The sequence below is a fragment of the Bacillus taeanensis genome (assembly GCF_003318295.1).
In the GTDB taxonomy this organism is placed as follows: domain Bacteria; phylum Bacillota; class Bacilli; order Bacillales; family UBA6769; genus Maribacillus; species Maribacillus taeanensis.
Map to the genome: position 1 here is coordinate 1 of NZ_QOCW01000001.1, position 17,327 is coordinate 17,327.

General features: G+C 38.9%; 15 protein-coding genes. 13 read left to right on the forward strand and 2 right to left on the reverse strand.

Annotation, left to right across the window (positions count from 1 at the left end):
• Positions 1-286 (reverse strand): transposase (locus tag DS031_RS00005; protein ID WP_142675733.1); only part of this gene is annotated, 286 nt, incomplete at its 3' end.
• A gap of 452 nt (positions 287-738) precedes the next feature.
• Between DS031_RS00005 and ftsE the strand changes: the two genes are divergently transcribed.
• The 13 genes from ftsE (at position 739) to DS031_RS00070 (ending at position 14,599) form a co-directional block, all read left to right on the forward strand.
• A complete protein-coding gene (gene ftsE, locus DS031_RS00010; protein WP_113803883.1) occupies positions 739-1,425 on the forward strand; it encodes a cell division ATP-binding protein FtsE in 687 nt (228 codons plus the stop codon).
• Positions 1,415-2,308: a permease-like cell division protein FtsX gene (gene ftsX / locus DS031_RS00015; RefSeq protein WP_113803884.1), complete on the forward strand. Its 894-nt coding sequence runs from the start codon at positions 1,415-1,417 to the stop codon at positions 2,306-2,308. Before ftsE ends, ftsX begins: the two co-directional genes overlap by 11 nt.
• 80 nt (positions 2,309-2,388) lie before the next feature.
• The gene (locus tag DS031_RS00020; RefSeq protein ID WP_113803885.1) at positions 2,389-3,720 is read left to right on the forward strand and encodes a murein hydrolase activator EnvC family protein; all 1,332 of its coding nucleotides are present in this window, start codon (positions 2,389-2,391) and stop codon (positions 3,718-3,720) included.
• A 128-nt stretch (positions 3,721-3,848) separates the two neighbouring features.
• Positions 3,849-5,309 carry a S41 family peptidase gene (locus tag DS031_RS00025; protein WP_245947128.1) on the forward strand — a complete coding sequence of 487 codons (1,461 nt, stop codon included), beginning with the start codon at positions 3,849-3,851 and terminating at the stop codon, positions 5,307-5,309.
• Between the two features lie 204 nt (positions 5,310-5,513).
• Positions 5,514-6,710 (forward strand): PDZ domain-containing protein, encoded by a 1,197-nt coding sequence (locus DS031_RS00030; protein ID WP_113803886.1) that lies wholly within the window; start codon positions 5,514-5,516, stop codon positions 6,708-6,710.
• A gap of 20 nt (positions 6,711-6,730) precedes the next feature.
• Positions 6,731-6,955 carry a DUF2198 family protein gene (locus tag DS031_RS00035; RefSeq protein WP_113803887.1) on the forward strand — a complete coding sequence of 75 codons (225 nt, stop codon included), beginning with the start codon at positions 6,731-6,733 and terminating at the stop codon, positions 6,953-6,955.
• 283 nt (positions 6,956-7,238) lie between these two features.
• On the forward strand, positions 7,239-9,218 hold the full coding sequence (uvrB, locus tag DS031_RS00040) for an excinuclease ABC subunit UvrB (protein WP_113804316.1): 1,980 nt from the start codon (positions 7,239-7,241) through the stop codon (positions 9,216-9,218).
• A 7-nt stretch (positions 9,219-9,225) separates the two neighbouring features.
• A complete protein-coding gene (gene uvrA / locus DS031_RS00045; protein WP_113803888.1) occupies positions 9,226-12,093 on the forward strand; it encodes an excinuclease ABC subunit UvrA in 2,868 nt (955 codons plus the stop codon).
• 181 nt (positions 12,094-12,274) lie between these two features.
• Positions 12,275-12,577: a magnetosome magnetite crystal formation protein family gene (locus DS031_RS00050; RefSeq protein ID WP_113803889.1), complete on the forward strand. Its 303-nt coding sequence runs from the start codon at positions 12,275-12,277 to the stop codon at positions 12,575-12,577.
• 15 nt (positions 12,578-12,592) lie between these two features.
• Positions 12,593-13,678, forward strand: coding sequence for a DUF4097 family beta strand repeat-containing protein (locus DS031_RS00055; protein WP_113803890.1), 1,086 nt, complete (start codon positions 12,593-12,595; stop codon positions 13,676-13,678).
• A 16-nt stretch (positions 13,679-13,694) separates the two neighbouring features.
• Positions 13,695-13,895: a PspC domain-containing protein gene (locus DS031_RS00060; RefSeq protein WP_113803891.1), complete on the forward strand. Its 201-nt coding sequence runs from the start codon at positions 13,695-13,697 to the stop codon at positions 13,893-13,895.
• Positions 13,895-14,266, forward strand: a complete 372-nt coding sequence (locus DS031_RS00065; RefSeq protein WP_113803892.1) for a phage holin family protein — start codon at positions 13,895-13,897, stop codon at positions 14,264-14,266. Before DS031_RS00060 ends, DS031_RS00065 begins: the two co-directional genes overlap by 1 nt.
• Before the next feature lie 30 nt (positions 14,267-14,296).
• Positions 14,297-14,599, forward strand: coding sequence for a hypothetical protein (locus tag DS031_RS00070; protein ID WP_113803893.1), 303 nt, complete (start codon positions 14,297-14,299; stop codon positions 14,597-14,599).
• Between the two features lie 38 nt (positions 14,600-14,637).
• Here DS031_RS00070 and ppsA read toward each other — a convergent pair whose 3' ends face one another.
• The gene (gene ppsA / locus DS031_RS00075) at positions 14,638-16,995 is read right to left on the reverse strand and encodes a phosphoenolpyruvate synthase (protein ID WP_113803894.1); all 2,358 of its coding nucleotides are present in this window, start codon (positions 16,993-16,995) and stop codon (positions 14,638-14,640) included.
• Between the last annotated feature and the right edge of the window lie 332 nt (positions 16,996-17,327).

Below are 17,327 nucleotides of genomic sequence, written 5' to 3' on the forward strand. Positions count from 1 at the left end.
TTGGTTCGTAACCTTGAGCCAGCCACATCATACGAATACTGTCTTTTAAAAGTGCTTCAATTTTACGACCTGAAAAGACGGATTGCGTATAAGCGCATAAAATAATTTTTAACATCATTCGTGGATGATAGGCAGGACAGCCTGTATTTCGAAGAAATGGTTCCAGCGCTTCTTGTGGGATACTTTCCACTAAATGATCAATAGAAAAGGCAATATCATTCTTTTGTAATTTCACTTCTAAATCTAAAGGTAAAATCAATTGATTCGTGTTATAATCTTTAAACATAAGGACACTTCTTTCTGGTTTAAATTTTGGTAGGGGTACTTAAATTTTATCAGAAGATGTCCTTTTTATTATGAAAAAAATAAAAGCATGTGAAATTTTACTGAGCGTAAAATTTCACATGCTTTTTAGGTTTTCAGACTAGGGTTTTGTCCCAGCCTCTTTTTTTAATAATAAACTTTCAATATAAAAGCTACATAGAAAAATTATTTTCAGGAAGCTTTAGAAAAAGAGACACTTTTATATGTTGAAATTGTGGGATTTCTTTTGACATTTTAAGAAGAAAGCCTCTTTTTTTGTGAAGATTGAAATGAAAATGTAATATTTTTTTGTCTCAAATTGACGAAATTGAATGTTATAATGATTGAGGTACTAAGTTGAACCTTCAAAAGTAACAAGATGAAACAGCACATTGAAAGGGACATCGAAATGAGAAGGGTAGGAAGTGATGAATTGTGATTGAAATGAAAGATGTTTACAAGTCTTACCCTAATGGAGTAAAGGCTTTAAATGGAATAAATATAAAAATTCGAAAAGGTGAATTTGTCTATGTTGTAGGGCCAAGTGGTGCTGGTAAGACAACATTTATTAAATTAATATATCGAGAAGAAAAACCAACAAAAGGCGCTGTGTATGTAGATGGTGTCAATTTAGCGCAGTTAAAAGAGCGTCATATTCCACAAATTCGTCGTAAAATTGGAGTTGTGTTTCAAGATTTTAAGCTCCTTCCAAAGCTTACGGTTTATGAAAATGTCGCATTTGCGCTTGAAGTAATTGAAGAAAGCAATTCAAAAATTCGCCGCCGTGTCATGGATGTATTAGATTTGGTACAGCTCAAGAATAAAGCGCGTTTTTTACCAGACGAACTTTCTGGCGGAGAGCAGCAGCGTATATCGATTGCACGTGCAATTGTTAATAATCCGGCTGTTCTTATTGCAGATGAGCCGACGGGAAATCTTGATCCTGATACATCATGGGGAATTATGGAAGTGTTAGAGCAGGTTAGCAATCGAGGTACAACTGTGCTGATGGCAACACACAGTAAAGAAATTGTAAATACGATCAAAAAAAGAGTCATTGCCGTCGATGACGGCAAGATTGTTCGTGACGAATATCGAGGTGAATACGGCTATGAAAGCTAAAACGTTTGTTCGTCATGGAAAAGAAGGCTTAAAAAATATTGGTCGAAATGGCTGGATGACCTTTGCTTCAGTAAGTGCGGTTACGATCACATTATTATTAGTTGGCGCATTTTTAGTCATTTTAATGAACTTAAATGCGGTGAGTGAGCAGCTTGAAGAAAGTGTGGAAATTCGTGTTCATGTTGATTTAGCGACAACGCCTGAAGATACAGCAGCTTTACAGAAAAAAATTGAAGCTCTTAGCAAAGTAGAACAGGTAACCTTTCAGCCAAAAGAACAAGGCTTGAAAGAACTAATTGAAAGCTTAGGAGATGAAGGAAAAGTATTTTCATCTCTTGAAGGAGAAAATCCACTTCCAGATGTTTTTATCGTAAAAACGGCAAATCCACAAGACACAATGGAAGTGGCTTCGCAAATTGAAAAGCTTGAGCATGTCAATTCCGCTCAATATGGGAAAGAAACGATTGAACGGTTGTTTAAAGTGATAAATACAGCGCGAAATATAGGTCTTATCTTTATTATTGGGCTGATTTTTACGGCAATGTTTTTAATTGCTAATACAATTAAGCTTACAATTGTCGCTCGTCGTAAAGAAATTGAAATTATGAAACTTGTAGGTGCAACCAATTCCTTTATTCGCGGTCCGTTTTTTGTTGAAGGCTTGCTGTTAGGGGTATTAGGATCATTTATTCCGATTACGATCATTATTACAGCTTATATTTACTTATATAATCAATTTAACGATAAACTGAGTGTGTTTTTCTTAGAGTTACTTCCAGTCACACCGTTTATTTATCAATTATCTGGCTTATTAATGTTCATTGGCGCCTTTATTGGCGTATGGGGAAGTATTGTTTCAATTAGAAAGTTTTTAAGAGTGTAGCAGGTAGATAGATTAAACTTAAGAATTTGACATCCAAACAGAGATTTGTTGAAGGGATATAGTTAAGGGGAGGCGTTTTTGTGAAGCGGAAGGCAGCGGTAATCACGCTAACAGCAGCTTTAACGTTTAGCGGGGTTCTACCAATTGGTGATGTCCGTTCAGCTGCGGCGGCATCAATTGACCAAAAAATTGAAGAAGTACAAAAGCAGCAGGAACAAAATCAACAAGAACAGCAGCAATCAAAAGAGGAAATTACAAAAATTCAAGAAGAACAAGAGCATGTTGAAAGTGAAATTAAACGTTTAGATACAGCGGTAATGGACACAAATGATAAGCTCGATAAAAAGCAAGCAGAAATCGATGAAACAAATCAGCATATTGAAGAGTTGAAGCAAGAAATCACGATTTTAAAGGAGCGTATTGCAGAGCGTGACGCCCTTTTAAAAGATCGGGTGCGTGCCATGTATGAAAATGGCGCTGTTAGCTATTTAGATGTATTGTTAGGTGCAAAAGACTTTGGGGACTTTGTTGAACGGGTTTCTGCATTGAATGTCATTGCAGAACAAGATCGCACCATTTTAGAGGAGCATAAAGCGGACAAGCTTTCATTAGAAGAGAAAAAAGTAGAAGTAGAAGAAGAGCTTGCGGCGCTTGAAGTAAAGCTTAAAGAGTTAGAAGGATTAAAACAGCAGTTAAACAGTCAAATGGCTGAAAAACAAACGTTAATGGAAAGTTTAGAAAAACAAGAAGGTGAACTGCATTCACATGTTGAAGAATTAGAAAACGCAGAACAGCTTCTTGCAGCTCAAGAAGCAGCGTTTAAAGAAGAAAAAGCAGAAGCAGAACGGCTTGCACGCGAAGAAGCAGAACGTCGTGCACGTGAAGAAGCAGCAGCTCGTGCCGCAAGCGAAGAAGCAGCAAAGCAGCAAAGCAGCAGTAATACTAGTAATGCCAGCAATTCACAAAGCAGCAGCAATACCAGCAGTACTCCAGCTCCAGCTCCAAAACCATCTGGGTCAAGTACATTTATTTGGCCGGCAAACGGTTATGTGAGTTCTGGCTATGGAAGCCGTTGGGGAACACTGCATGCCGGTGCTGATATTGCAGCAGGTGGAACAGTTCCAATTGTTGCAGCAGCGGGTGGTACGGTTATTCGTGCTGAATATTCATCAAGTTATGGTAATGTTGTCTATATTGCGCATAATATTAACGGGCAAAACTATACAACCGTTTATGCACATATGAGAAGTTTAAATGTTTCTTACGGTCAGCGTGTTAGTCAAGGACAGATGCTTGGTTATATGGGCAACACAGGCAATTCCTATGGGCAGCACCTTCATTTTGAACTTCATCTTGGGGGATGGAATGCGGCAAAATCAAATTCTGTTGATCCGTTAAGATATTTACCATAAGGCAAGTTTCTGCTCCAAAATACCAAACATAATGTAAACAAGCTTTTCATATAGTAAAATAAATGAAAAGGCATCACATCTTGATGGTGTGGTGCCTTTTCCTGCAAAGAAAAATGAGGTGAACAAAAATGAGACTAAGCGCAAAAGTGGTAAGCCTTCTCATGGTCCTTTCCCTTTTAGTTGGCGCAGGCGCTGCATACTTTGGTCTTTCTTTCATGAATGACAAGCCTTCGTTTGAACTAGCGAAAAATGGAACATCTCAAGACAATGGGGCTAAACGAGAAGCTGTCAATGAAGAGTTTGAGAAGCTCGAAAAAACGTATAACTATATTTCCGAGCGCTATGTCAAAGAAATTGGGGAAGAAAAACTGCTTGAAGGTGCCATTCAAGGAATGGTTGATGTATTGGAAGATCCTTATTCGGTTTATATGGATGAAAAAACAGCGGAAGAGTTTATGAACTCATTAGATTCTTCTTTTGAAGGAATTGGAGCAGAAGTAACGATGCGAAATGGACGAGTTACAATTGTCGCACCGTTTAAAGATTCACCTGCCGAGCGATCAGGCTTAAAGCCAAACGATCAAATTATTACGATTAATGGTGAAAGCACTGAAAAACTTGACTTATATGAAGCTGTATTAAAAATTCGTGGAGAAAAAGGCACGGTGGTTACGCTTGGAATTGAACGTCCAGGTGCGTCAGACGTCATTAAAGTAGATGTGACGCGTGACCAAATTCCGATTGAAACCGTTTATTCTGATCTCCTTCAAAGCGATGGAAAGAAAATTGGTGTGATTGAAATTACTTCATTTTCAAGTGATACAGCAAAAGATTTTCAAGCGGCATTAAAGGATTTAGAACAGCAAGGAATGGATGGACTTGTCATTGATGTCCGCGGTAATCCTGGTGGTTACCTTGAGAGTGTTGATGCGATTTCCAAACTGCTAATTCCAAAAGATAAACCATTTGTGCAAATTGAAGATCGAGACGGAAAGAAAGAGCGTTATTTTTCTGCAAATGAGGAAAAGAAACCATATCCAATTGTTGGCCTAATTGACCGCGGCAGTGCATCTGCTTCTGAGATTTTAGCTGGTGCGTTAAAAGAAGCTGGCGGATATGATCTTGTTGGTGAAAAATCATTTGGTAAGGGAACCGTTCAGCAAACGATTGAAATGGGCGATGGAAGTAATTTGAAGCTTACGATGTTTAAGTGGTTAACACCAGACGGTAATTGGATTCATCAAGAAGGTATTGCTCCAACAGTGGAAGTACAGCAGCCAGATTACTTTTATGCTAATCCGTTAACAGTGGAAGAAGAGCCGCTTGGTTATGATATGAATAATGAGCAAATTCAAAGCGCCCAGCTTATGCTGAAAGGCCTTGGGTTTGACACAGGACGAACAGATGGTTATTTCAGCAAACAAACGGAAGAAGCGGTTCAAGCTTTTCAAGAGAAAAATGAATTATCAGTAACAGGGAAGATTGATGAAAAAACGGCTGGAAAGCTGCAGGAACTTATTATTGAAGAAGTTCGTAATAAAGAAAATGATATTCAGCTGCAAAAGGCTGTAGAACTTCTCGTAAAGTGAAAGTTCTAGCAGGATGACAAGTGAAAATGTCGAAATGGATTCCGTAGGATTTTTTTCTGCGGATCTTTTTTTGTAGGTAATTTTTACTAATAAATTTAATGTTTCATTTCATTTTAGTGGAATCCGTCCGTTTCGACTTTTCTTATGGTAAAATAAATGAGTTTCTACGATTCCTTTTGATTTTTTGAATTTGGAGGATGTATAATGGTTGAATCGCTGTTAATAGCATTTGTGAAAGGGTTTATCGCTTTATTTTTTCATCCCTTATTTTATGGTTTTTTAATATTATCTTTTTTTCTTGGATTAAAACGTGTAAAGAAAGAGCGTGCTGTTTTTAATGTACGTGTATTTGATCGGCATTTTGAACTGCTGTATGCCATTCTGCCTGGCTTTGCGGCAGGGATGCTTGTATCGCTTCTCTTTTTAATTTTAGGCTTTTTTATGTCTAACAGTTTCTTAATGCTTTTGTCAATCTGTGCTTTTTTGTTAAGTCTGTCTCTACAAATTCAAGCTGTGTCGCCAAGTTTAGTGATTGCTTTTACAATGATTGCAGGATATGTGCTTGAAATGGTAAACCCGTCAAACGGATTTTTGAAGAAGCTAACAAGCGGTTTTCAAGAAACATCTGCAGAAAGTGTCTTCTTTTTATTAAGCGTACTCATCCTAGCAGAGGGGCTGTTAATTTATTTTCAGGCCAAAAAGCGTACGTCACCAAGACTGTTAAAGGGAAAGCGCGGCAAACTAATCGGGGCACATGATGTAAGCAGATTATGGCTTTTGCCAATTTTCTTTCTCGTACCGGGGACAGCGGTTGAGCGTCTAAATTGGTGGCCGCTTTTCACTGAAGTTGGAAGTGTAAGTATGCTTTGTATTCCATTTGCGATTGGTTTTAAGCAAATCGTGCGTCATACCGTTCCTGAAAGAGCGGTAAAAGAAATGGGGAAAAAGGTCATTACTCTTGGAACGGTTGCCTTTCTCACCGCTGTGGTGATCACGTTCTTTATAAACAGTTCAATTTTTGCGATGGTTGGATTATGGCTAACTATTGCGATAAGAATTTTTATAGGGTTAAAATGGCGCTTGAAAGATCGGGATGCACCTGCCTATTTTACAAATCGGAACAATGGATTAATGATTTTAGGCATTTTACCGTACACACCTGCTGCAAATATGAATTTAAAAATTGGAGAAATTATTCATAAAGTAAACGGTCAGCGCGTAAAAAGCCCTGAAGAGTTTTATCAATCTCTTCAGTTAAATGGTGCGTTTTGTAAGCTTGAGGTGTTGGATGAGCAAGGGGAAATTCGTTTTGAAAACCGCTCATTATTTGATAACGAACATCATGAGCTGGGATTATTATTTGTAAGTGAGGATTTAAAAAATGGCAAAAGAGTTGGTTAAGAGAAAGGGGCCTGCCAACAATGAGTGAGATTTTGGTAGCGATAGCGGTTGGCGCCCTTTTACCGCTTTTTTTTACGCGGATTACCTACAATAAATACGTAGGGATTGTGTTATCACTTGTGCTGCTGACTGCTGTATTTGACGGCTTTCACCGCTCTCTTTCTATTCAAATGATTGCGCTTGTCTCAGTGATTGTAGGCTTTTATTTCAGTATTAGAATCGAGAAAAAATTAAAACGTAAATAAATGTAGATTTATTGATAAGAGCTGTCTTTCTTTTGTTTAAGAAGGGATGGCTCTTTTTTAGTTGATATTGTTTAACAATGAGGGGATTTTACACGTCGGAGTTAAAGTTACTTAGACACTTTCCAAAAGCTTTTTTTTAATCATTTTAGATTTCGATTAAAAAGGGAAGAAAGGAAGTAATGAGGTAAATAAAAAAGGGAATATCAGTTCGTTTTCTTACCAATCATGAGTATTCCCATGTTATAATGAGTCATACGAAAAAGAAGAACGGGGGATGTCTGTCTTGAATAAACCATTTGAACTCGTTTCGAATTATTCTCCTCAAGGCGATCAGCCAAAGGCGATTGAAAAACTTATCCAAGGAGTAAAAAACGGCAAACGGCATCAAACGCTTCTAGGTGCAACAGGTACCGGAAAAACGTTTACGATGTCAAATGTCATTAAAGAAGTAAATAAGCCGACGCTAATTATTGCACATAACAAAACATTAGCGGGCCAACTATATAGTGAATTTAAAGAGTTTTTTCCAAATAATGCAGTCGAATATTTTGTCAGCTATTATGACTACTATCAACCAGAAGCATATATTCCGCAAAGCGATACATTTATTGAAAAAGACGCAAGCATTAACGATGAAATTGATAAACTGCGCCACTCGGCAACAAGTTCCTTGTTTGAGCGCAATGATGTGATCATTATTGCCAGTGTTTCGTGTATATACGGGTTAGGATCACCAGAAGAATACCGCGAGCTCGTTGTATCGCTTCGAAGCGGAATGGAAAAAGATCGCGATGGCCTGCTTCGTAATCTTGTTGATGTACAGTATTCAAGAAATGATATTAACTTTGTACGCGGAACATTTCGCGTCCGCGGTGATATTGTTGAAATTTTTCCAGCATCACGTGATGAACATTGTATTCGTGTTGAGTTTTTCGGTGATGAAATTGATCGGATTACAGAAATTGATGCGTTAACAGGAGAAATACTCGGGGAACGCGATCATGTGGCAATTTTCCCAGCTTCACACTTCGTAACACGGGAAGAGAAAATGAAAGTGGCGATTAAACGAATTGAAGAAGAACTTGAAGAGCGTTTAAAAGAACTGCATGAGGCTGGAAAGCTTCTTGAAGCACAGCGTCTTGAACAGCGTACCCGTTATGATCTTGAAATGATGGCGGAAATGGGATTTTGTTCCGGGATTGAAAACTATTCACGCCATCTAACATTACGTGAAGCAGGATCAACGCCGTATACACTTTTAGATTATTTTCCAGATGATTATTTAGTTATTATTGATGAATCCCACGTTACACTGCCGCAAATTCGTGGAATGTATAATGGAGATCAAGCGAGAAAGCAGGTGCTTGTTGATCACGGCTTCCGCCTTCCATCTGCAAAAGATAACCGTCCGTTAACATTTGCGGAGTTTGAAGAAAAATCGCATCAGCTCGTTTACGTATCGGCAACACCTGGACCTTATGAGCTTGAAAACTGTCCGGAAGTGGTAGAACAAATCATTCGTCCAACAGGATTATTAGATCCAACGATTGATGTTCGGCCAATTGAAGGACAAATTGATGACTTGCTCGATGAAATTCATGAGCGGGTCGCTAAAAATGAGCGTGTGCTTGTAACAACGTTAACGAAAAAGATGTCAGAAGACTTAACGGATTATTTGTTAGAAATGGATATTAAAGTGCGTTATCTGCACTCTGAAATAAAAACATTAGAGCGAATTGAAATTATTCGTGATCTCAGGCTCGGTGTGTTTGACGTATTAATAGGTATTAATTTACTGCGAGAAGGCCTCGATCTTCCAGAAGTATCACTCGTTACAATTCTTGATGCTGATAAAGAAGGGTTTTTACGCTCAGAACGCTCGCTTATCCAAACAATTGGCCGGGCCGCACGAAATGCCAATGGTCATGTGATTATGTATGCCGATAAAATAACAAAGTCAATGGACATAGCCATTTCCGAAACGAAGCGCCGTCGTGAAATGCAGGAGTCTTACAATAAACAGCACGGCATTACGCCGATGACAATTCAAAAATCTGTACCAGAGCTGATTCGCGCCACAAAAGCAGCGGAAGACAATACAGCCTACAATGTACAGAAGTCTCTGAAACAGATGACAAAGTCTGAACGTCAAAAAACAATTGAAGAGATGGAAAATGAAATGAAAGAAGCAGCGCGCCAGCTTAACTTTGAACGCGCAGCGGAGCTTCGAGATATTTTACTAGAATTCAAAGCGGAAGGATGACGAAACCATGAAGAATAAAGCAATCGTCGTCAAAGGAGCACGTGCTCATAATTTGAAAAATGTTGATGTATCCATTCCGAGAGATCAGCTTGTTGTGTTAACTGGTTTATCAGGATCAGGAAAATCTTCTCTCGCGTTTGATACGATTTATGCGGAAGGACAGCGCCGTTATGTCGAGTCGCTGTCTGCTTATGCCCGCCAATTTTTAGGGCAAATGGACAAGCCGGATGTTGATGCAATTGAAGGGCTGTCGCCTGCGATTTCCATTGATCAAAAAACAACAAGCCGCAATCCACGCTCGACAGTCGGAACTGTAACTGAAATTTACGACTATTTACGCCTTTTATATGCGCGTGTTGGTCGTCCAATTTGTCCCCGTCATGGTGTGGAAATTACTTCACAGACGATTGAACAAATGGTTGATCGTATTTTAGACTATCCTGAGCGAACGAAGCTGCAAATTTTAGCACCGGTTGTGTCAGGAAGAAAAGGGGAGCATGTAAAAGTATTTGAAATGATTAAAAAGCAGGGGTATGTGCGGGTTCGTGTAGATGGCGAAGTGCGCGATGTCTCAGAAGAGTTTCAGCTTGAAAAAAATAAAAAACATTCAATTGAAGTAATGGTGGACCGAATTGTTGTAAAAGATGGGATTTCATCACGTCTTGCTGATTCGCTTGAAACAGCGTTAAATCTTGCGGAAGGTCGTGTCATTGTTGATGTGATTGGAGAAGAAGAGCTCCTTTTTAATCAGCAGCATGCTTGTCCTTACTGCGGATTTACAATCGGTGATCTTGAACCGCGTCTCTTTTCATTTAACAGCCCATTTGGAGCATGCTCGGCTTGTGACGGCCTTGGAACAAAACTTGAAGTAGATTTAGATTTAGTGATTCCTGATTGGGAGAAATCATTAAATAATCATGCAATTGCTGTATGGGAGCCGACAAGTTCGCAATATTATCCACAGCTTTTAAAAAGTGCTGCTGATCATTTTGGGATTGATATGGATGTACCGGTAAACGAACTGCCAAAACATCAAATGGATAAACTGTTGTTTGGTTCAAACGGTGAAAAAATTTATTTCCGCTACGAAAATGATTTTGGACAGGTGCGTGAAAATCATATTCCATTTGAAGGAGTCGTCGCCAATGTTGAACGACGCTATCGTGAGACGAGTTCTGATTACATTCGCGAACAGATGGAAGGATATATGGCACAAAAGCCTTGTCCAACATGTAAAGGGCACCGCCTGAAAAAAGAAGCGCTTGCTGTTAAAGTGAATGATAAACATATTGGTGAGATAACCGCGCTATCTGTTCAAGAAGCGCTCGAGTTTTTTGAAAGTGTCACACTGACAGATAAAGAAATGCAGATTGGCCGGATGATTTTTAAAGAAATTTGCGATCGTCTTCGTTTTCTTGTCAATGTTGGGTTAGATTATTTAACACTAAGCCGTTCGGCTGGTACGCTCTCAGGCGGAGAAGCGCAGCGAATTCGTCTTGCTACGCAAGTTGGTTCACGTTTAACGGGTGTGTTATATGTGCTTGATGAGCCTTCCATTGGTCTTCACCAGCGCGACAATGACCGCTTAATTTCAACGTTAGAAGAAATGCGCGATCTTGGCAATACGTTAATCGTTGTTGAACATGATGACGATACGATGATGGCGGCCGACTATTTAATTGATATTGGACCGGGAGCAGGTGCTCATGGCGGTCAAATTACTGCTCAAGGAACGCCGGAAGAAATTATGAATGATAATAACTCCTTAACAGGACAATATTTATCAGGGAAAAAGTTTATTCCGCTTCCAGATAAGCGAAGAGAAACAACCGATCGTTTTATTGAAATTATCGGTGCGGCTGAAAACAACTTAAAGCATGTGAATGCAAAAATCCCACTCGGCATCTTTACGTGTGTAACAGGGGTGTCAGGTTCGGGAAAAAGTACGCTGATTAATGAAATCCTTTTTAAGAAGCTGTCACAAACGCTTCATAAATCAAAAGAAAAACCTGGTGAGCATAAGGAAATTAAAGGCTTAGAACATTTAGATAAGGTAATTGATATTGATCAATCACCGATCGGTCGTACACCGCGTTCAAATCCAGCCACATATACAGGCGTGTTTGATGACATTCGCGATGTATTCGCGCAAACAAATGAGGCGAAAGTACGCGGCTACAAAAAAGGCCGTTTCAGCTTTAACGTAAAGGGCGGCCGTTGTGAAGCATGCCGCGGTGATGGGATTATTAAAATTGAAATGCACTTCCTGCCTGACGTCTATGTTCCATGTGAAGTATGTCACGGCAAACGCTATAACCGCGAAACATTGGAAGTGATGTATAAAGGAAAAAACATTGCTGATATTTTAGGAATGACGGTTGAAGAAGCATTAACTTTCTTTGAAAACATTCCGCGTATTAAGCGAAAGCTGCAAACATTGTTTGATGTCGGACTAAGCTATATTACACTCGGACAGCCGGCAACAACGCTGTCTGGTGGAGAAGCACAGCGTGTCAAGCTTGCCAGTCAGCTGTACCGCCGCTCAACAGGAAAAACGCTCTACATTTTAGATGAACCAACAACTGGTCTTCACGTTGACGATATCTCACGTCTCTTAGTCGTCCTGCAGCGCCTTGTTGAGAATGGTGATTCTGTTCTTGTCATTGAACATAATCTTGATGTCATTAAAACAGCTGACTACTTAATCGACCTCGGTCCAGAAGGTGGCGATAAAGGCGGCCAAATTGTTGCAGCCGGTACACCAGGAGAGGTCACAAAAGTAAAAGCCTCTCATACAGGACGCTACCTTGCACCAGTGTTAGAGCGCGATCAAAAACGGATGGAAGAAAAATTAAATGAAATGCAATCAGTGTGAAAAATGGATCCCTTTAATGAGGGATCTATTTTTTTCCTTATAGGGGTCTGACCCCGCAAAAAGACAAACACCCCTTATTTGTCCATGTGGAAAAGACATTTGTTTCAACAGAAATTTTTGAAACCTTTCATAATCTCTCTTCGTAAATAAGAACAGAAACCATTGAAGGAGATTGATTACAATGTCAACTGAAAAGATATTAGCATCCCTTTGTTATTTCAGCGTTTTTTTTGCACCATTTTTACTGCCAATTATCGTTTGGTTTGTCGCAACAGATACGTTTGTAAAAGATCATGCGAAGCGTTCGCTTTTATCACATCTTGTGCCATTTTTAGCAGTTGTCCTGCTTATTATAGGAATCTTCTCAGGAGCAGCAGATTTCTTTGGAATTGCTGTAATTACTACCTTTGTTTTGTTTGGTTTATTATCATTAATTATTACGATTTGGAATATTGTCCAAGGTATTCGAATTTTAATGCGCTAAAAAGGAGTGGATCAGATGAGCGATGAAAAGAAGATGATTTTAAAGATGGTGGAAGACGGAAAGATTAGTGTGGAAGAAGCAGAGCGTTTGTTAAAAGCGGTTGGGGAGAAAGAAGCGCTGAAAGATGAAGAACCAGTAAGCAGCTTGTCCACTTACATTGATATGGAATCTAAGAAAGAAAAAACAGAATCCTATAAACAATCCTCCTCTGTTTCGAAAGTAACACAGTTTCTCGGCAGTTTAGTGCAAAAAATTAAAGATGTGGATCTTGATTTTAACTTCGGCCCGTCAGAAGCTGTAAATCATATTTTTCATCAAGAAGTGAAAGACCTTCAAGATCTTCATGTTTCATTAAAAAATGGGGACGTTCACTTTGTACCTTGGGAGCAGGCGCATGTCCAAATTGATTGTAAGGCAAAAGTTTATAAAGTAACGAACAGTAAAGAAGCACGGCAAAAGTTTTTACGAGAAGCCGTTGTTTCTGTAAAAAATAACAGCTTATCGTTTATATGTCATGAAGCAGAAATAAAAGCAGCAGCAACTATCTTCATACCGATGAAGGTTTATGAGACCATTGCTGTGAAAATGTTTAATGGTCATGTGTCAGGGAAAAATATGAATGTGGAAAAGCTGAAAATTAAAACAGTCAATGGAAATCTTGCCTTTACAAATATTAAAAGTCATGAAGGGAATTTTGAAACTGCCAATGGTGCATTGGAAGTAGAGGATAGTGTTTTTCATAAAGTTGAATTGGAAACGGTAAATGGCGCAATTAAAGCAGCAGGCTGTTTTAAAGAAATTGAGGCAGAGTCATTAAATGGAGCGATTATCATTGAGATGAAACATGATGGGATTGTGAATGTGAAATCAATGACAGGAAGCGTGAATGTTTGTGTACCTGAAAAATTTCGAGTAGACGGTGAGTTAAAGTCAGCGGTTGGCGCTCTTTCATGTGAATTATCGTCATTTGAAATAGAAGAAGAGAAAAAAGAAATGGCTGCCCGTTTCCTGAAGTTTTACGCCAACAAAGAATTCGAAAAGCAAATTACTATTACAGCAAATTCAAAAGCAGGCTCGATTTCAGTGAAAAACTTATACTAAAGGGGATTTATTAAACATGAAAAAGTTAGTTCGTTCTGAAACAAACCGAAAGATTGCAGGAATAAGCGGGGGATTAGGTCACTACTTTCATATTGATCCAACACTTATTCGAATTGGACTAATCATCGCGCTCTTTTTAACAGGATTATTTCCAGTAGCCATTCTCTATGTGATCGGAATGTTTGTTATCCCAAATGAAAGTGAAGTTGTAAAATAATGCTTCGAAATTGGATTGTTTCCCTTCTCGTTAACAGCCTTGTCTTAATTGTTGTGGCTGGATATTTAGATTCATTTTACTTAGAAAGTGTCACAGCGGCCATCCTGGCAAGTATGATTTTATCGGTCATGAACATTCTCGTAAAACCAATTCTTGTCTTATTAACACTCCCTATTACGTTCTTAACGCTTGGGCTCTTCCTAATTGTCATTAATGCAGTTACCCTCATGTTAACAGCCGCAGTAATGGGAGATATGTTTGTGATTGACAGCTTTGCTAGTGCTGTATTAGCATCAATTATTATCAGCCTGTTAAACGTAATGATTCAAAAGGTGATTATTGAACCGTTTCAAAATAAATCAAAGAGGTAATCTTTTTAAAACGAGAAGGGAAGAAACTCCATGAATAAAAAGGATATAGAAGAAAAAGTCATTCAAAACTATCAGCAGGATGAAAATATGATGATCTTAGTATTTGCCCAGTGGTGTATAAACAATGAGCTAGATCCGCTTGAAACATATAAAAAGGCTTATCCGGATCAAGGTAATAATCTCGCTCTTCATAAAACACTTGAATTAACTGTACCAAAAGAAGAAGCAGGCGAGATTGCTGATCAAACTGTTCTTGGTGTGCTTTCCCTGTTTGGCAACGATGACCTTGCCTTTGTCGTTTCACAGGAAATTGAAAAGCGTGGTAAAAAATAACAAGCAGACTCATCTGAGTCTGCTTGTTACTTTTTGTATTAAAGATTACGCATTTTATTTAAAATTAACCGCTGTTCAACAGAGGCAACGAGTCGTCTTGTGTAGGCGACTGTATCAGGATTAATGCTGACGCTGTCGATTCCCTCTTGAACGAGGAATTCAGTAAATTCAGGGTAGAGCGATGGACCTTGACCGCAAATTGAAACGGTTTTACCGTGTTTATGAGCACCTTTGATTAACATTTTAATCGCGCGCTTCACTGAAATGTTGCGCTCATCAAAATAACCCATGCTGTTTAAAATACCAGAATCACGATCAGAGCCAAGAATTAATTGCGTTAAATCATTGCTGCCGATGCTGAAGCCATCGACAAGCTGCGCAAATTCTTCTGCAGCGAAAATAACAGACGGTACTTCTGCCATAATCCAAATTTTAAAGGAATTGTCCTGAACAAGACCTTCTTCTGCCATAATCTTCTTTACTTTTTCTACTTCCCATGTTGTTCGTACGAATGGAAGCATCGTCCACACATTTGTTAAACCGTATTCGTCACGAACTTTTTTAATCGCTTGGCATTCTAAGCGGAAGCCTTCTTCGTATTCCGGTGAAATGTAGCGAGAAACACCGCGCCAGCCGATCATTGGATTGGCTTCAATCGGTTCGACTTCATCTCCGCCTGTTAAGCCGCGAAATTCATTGGAACGGAAATCGCTTAAGCGCACAACGATTGGTTTCGGGTAAATCTCTTGGGCAACCTTTGTAATTCCTTCTGCCATTTTCTCAACAAGCACATTGCCTTGCCCTGTTTTTAAAAGGTACATCGGATGGGCGCCAACAAGATTTGAGAAAATAAATTCAGTGCGCATTAAACCGATTCCATCAAATGGAAAGTTTTTGTATTTCCCAATCATATCCGGCTCACCAAGGTTCATGTATACTTTCGTTCCTGTAATTGGTGCGAGCTGGTGGAGCATTGCTTCATCAACTGCCTGCTGTGGTTGTACGTGAGAACTTGCTTCTTTTTTCTCTTCCTGCATAATCGTTCCTCTATACACTACCCCGCGGGTTGCATCCACGGTTACGTCCATTCCATCTTCTAATACATGTGTTGCTGTATTTGAGCCAACAATACAAGGAATACCAAGCTCGCGTGAAACGATTGCCGCATGACATGTGCGTCCGCCTTCATCTGTTACAACGGCTGCCGCTTTTTTCATCGCTGGAATCATATCTGGGTTTGTCATAATTGTTACGAGAATATCGCCTTCTTGAACGAGCGAAATTTCGGTAATATCTTTTATTTTTCTTACTTTTCCGCTTCCGGTACCAGGAGATGCTGCAAGACCACGAACGAGCATAATGCGTTCTGTTTCAACTTGTTGAGCCATTTCTTTCTTTTCCTCCTTTAATGTTGTAATCGGGCGTGCCTGCAAAATGTACAATTCTTTCGTATCAGCATCTAATGCCCATTCGATATCCTGCGGGGCATTGTATAATTCTTCAATGCGAATACCGCTTTTGGAAAGGTGAATAATTTCTCTTTCTGATAAACATTGGGCACTTACCTGCGCTTGACCGAGATACTCTTTTACAGCAACTTCAGCTGTTCCAACTGTATTTTGTTTCTTTACAACAAGTGTATTTTTTTCAGCGATATGCTTTTCGACAATCTTTAACCGCTTTTTATCAACAATGTATTCATCAGGTGTAACAATTCCAGAAACAACAGCTTCACCTAACCCCCAGCTTGCGTTAATCATCATTTCATTGCGTTCATTTGTAATCGGGTTTGCGGTAAAGAGAACGCCAGCTTTTTCGCTGTTTACCATTTTTTGAACAACGGCGCTTAACGAAACATCAAAATGATTAAATCCTTGATTTTCACGGTAGTAAATAGCACGTGCTGTCCAAAGGGATGCCCAACATTTTTTTATATGGTGAAGGACTTCAGTAATGCCGTTAATTTCTAAATACGTATCCTGCTGACCTGCAAATGAGGCTTCAGGTAAATCTTCAGCTGTTGCTGAACTGCGGATCGCCACAAAAGGATCGCTAAGTCCAACATGACGACTAAACTGTGCATACGCCTCGCGAATTTCCTTTTCAATTGTTTCTAAAATATCTGTTTTATGAATCAACTCACGAATTTGCGCACTTTTCGTTTGCAGTTCATCATTGTTTTCTAAATCTATGCTTTCAATGAGATTGATAATGGTTCCATCAAGCTCGCGTTCTTTAATAAACTCGCTGTAAGCTTCAGCTGTTACGCAAAATCCAGGCGGAACATTGACGCTTTTTTGAGTAAGCTCTCCTAAGTTTGCTCCTTTTCCTCCAACAAGTGGAATATCTTCTTTTCCAATTTCATGAAACCAACGAATGTAACGATATTGCATCATCTGATTTTCCCCCCAACAATATGTATGTGTTTTATATAATATAACATATATTTTTAAATGTGTTATACTTTTTTAATTATTTTCTAAATTTTTTTTGTTTTTTTATAAAAAAGTTCTTTGATAAGTGTCGTTTATTCGTAATAAGGTTTTATTTAGACGAAAAAGAGATTAATTAGCATTTAAAAGATAAATATGTTATACAAAACAAAATCGATCGTTATTAAAAAAATAAATTCTTTATAAATTCCCTTTGATAAAAAATGGGGAAGAGAGAAAAAATTTGTTAAAATAGGATTTAGGTGCTTTTTGAGTATATTACCGATCTTGAAGGG

Bases quoted from the DNA above. Each gene is read 5' to 3' on its own strand.
- ftsX (WP_113803884.1), top strand. From the start codon at position 1,415: ATGAAAGCTAAAACGTTTGTTCGTCATGGAAAAGAAGGCTTAAAAAAT.
- DS031_RS00025 (WP_245947128.1), top strand. From the start codon at position 3,849: ATGAGACTAAGCGCAAAAGTGGTAAGCCTTCTCATGGTCCTTTCCCTT.
- DS031_RS00030 (WP_113803886.1), top strand. From the start codon at position 5,514: ATGGTTGAATCGCTGTTAATAGCATTTGTGAAAGGGTTTATCGCTTTA.
- DS031_RS00035 (WP_113803887.1), top strand. From the start codon at position 6,731: ATGAGTGAGATTTTGGTAGCGATAGCGGTTGGCGCCCTTTTACCGCTT.
- uvrA (WP_113803888.1), top strand. From the start codon at position 9,226: ATGAAGAATAAAGCAATCGTCGTCAAAGGAGCACGTGCTCATAATTTG.
- DS031_RS00050 (WP_113803889.1), top strand. From the start codon at position 12,275: ATGTCAACTGAAAAGATATTAGCATCCCTTTGTTATTTCAGCGTTTTT.
- DS031_RS00055 (WP_113803890.1), top strand. From the start codon at position 12,593: ATGAGCGATGAAAAGAAGATGATTTTAAAGATGGTGGAAGACGGAAAG.
- DS031_RS00060 (WP_113803891.1), top strand. From the start codon at position 13,695: ATGAAAAAGTTAGTTCGTTCTGAAACAAACCGAAAGATTGCAGGAATA.
- DS031_RS00065 (WP_113803892.1), top strand. From the start codon at position 13,895: ATGCTTCGAAATTGGATTGTTTCCCTTCTCGTTAACAGCCTTGTCTTA.
- DS031_RS00070 (WP_113803893.1), top strand. From the start codon at position 14,297: ATGAATAAAAAGGATATAGAAGAAAAAGTCATTCAAAACTATCAGCAG.
- ppsA (WP_113803894.1), bottom strand. From the start codon at position 16,995: ATGATGCAATATCGTTACATTCGTTGGTTTCATGAAATTGGAAAAGAA.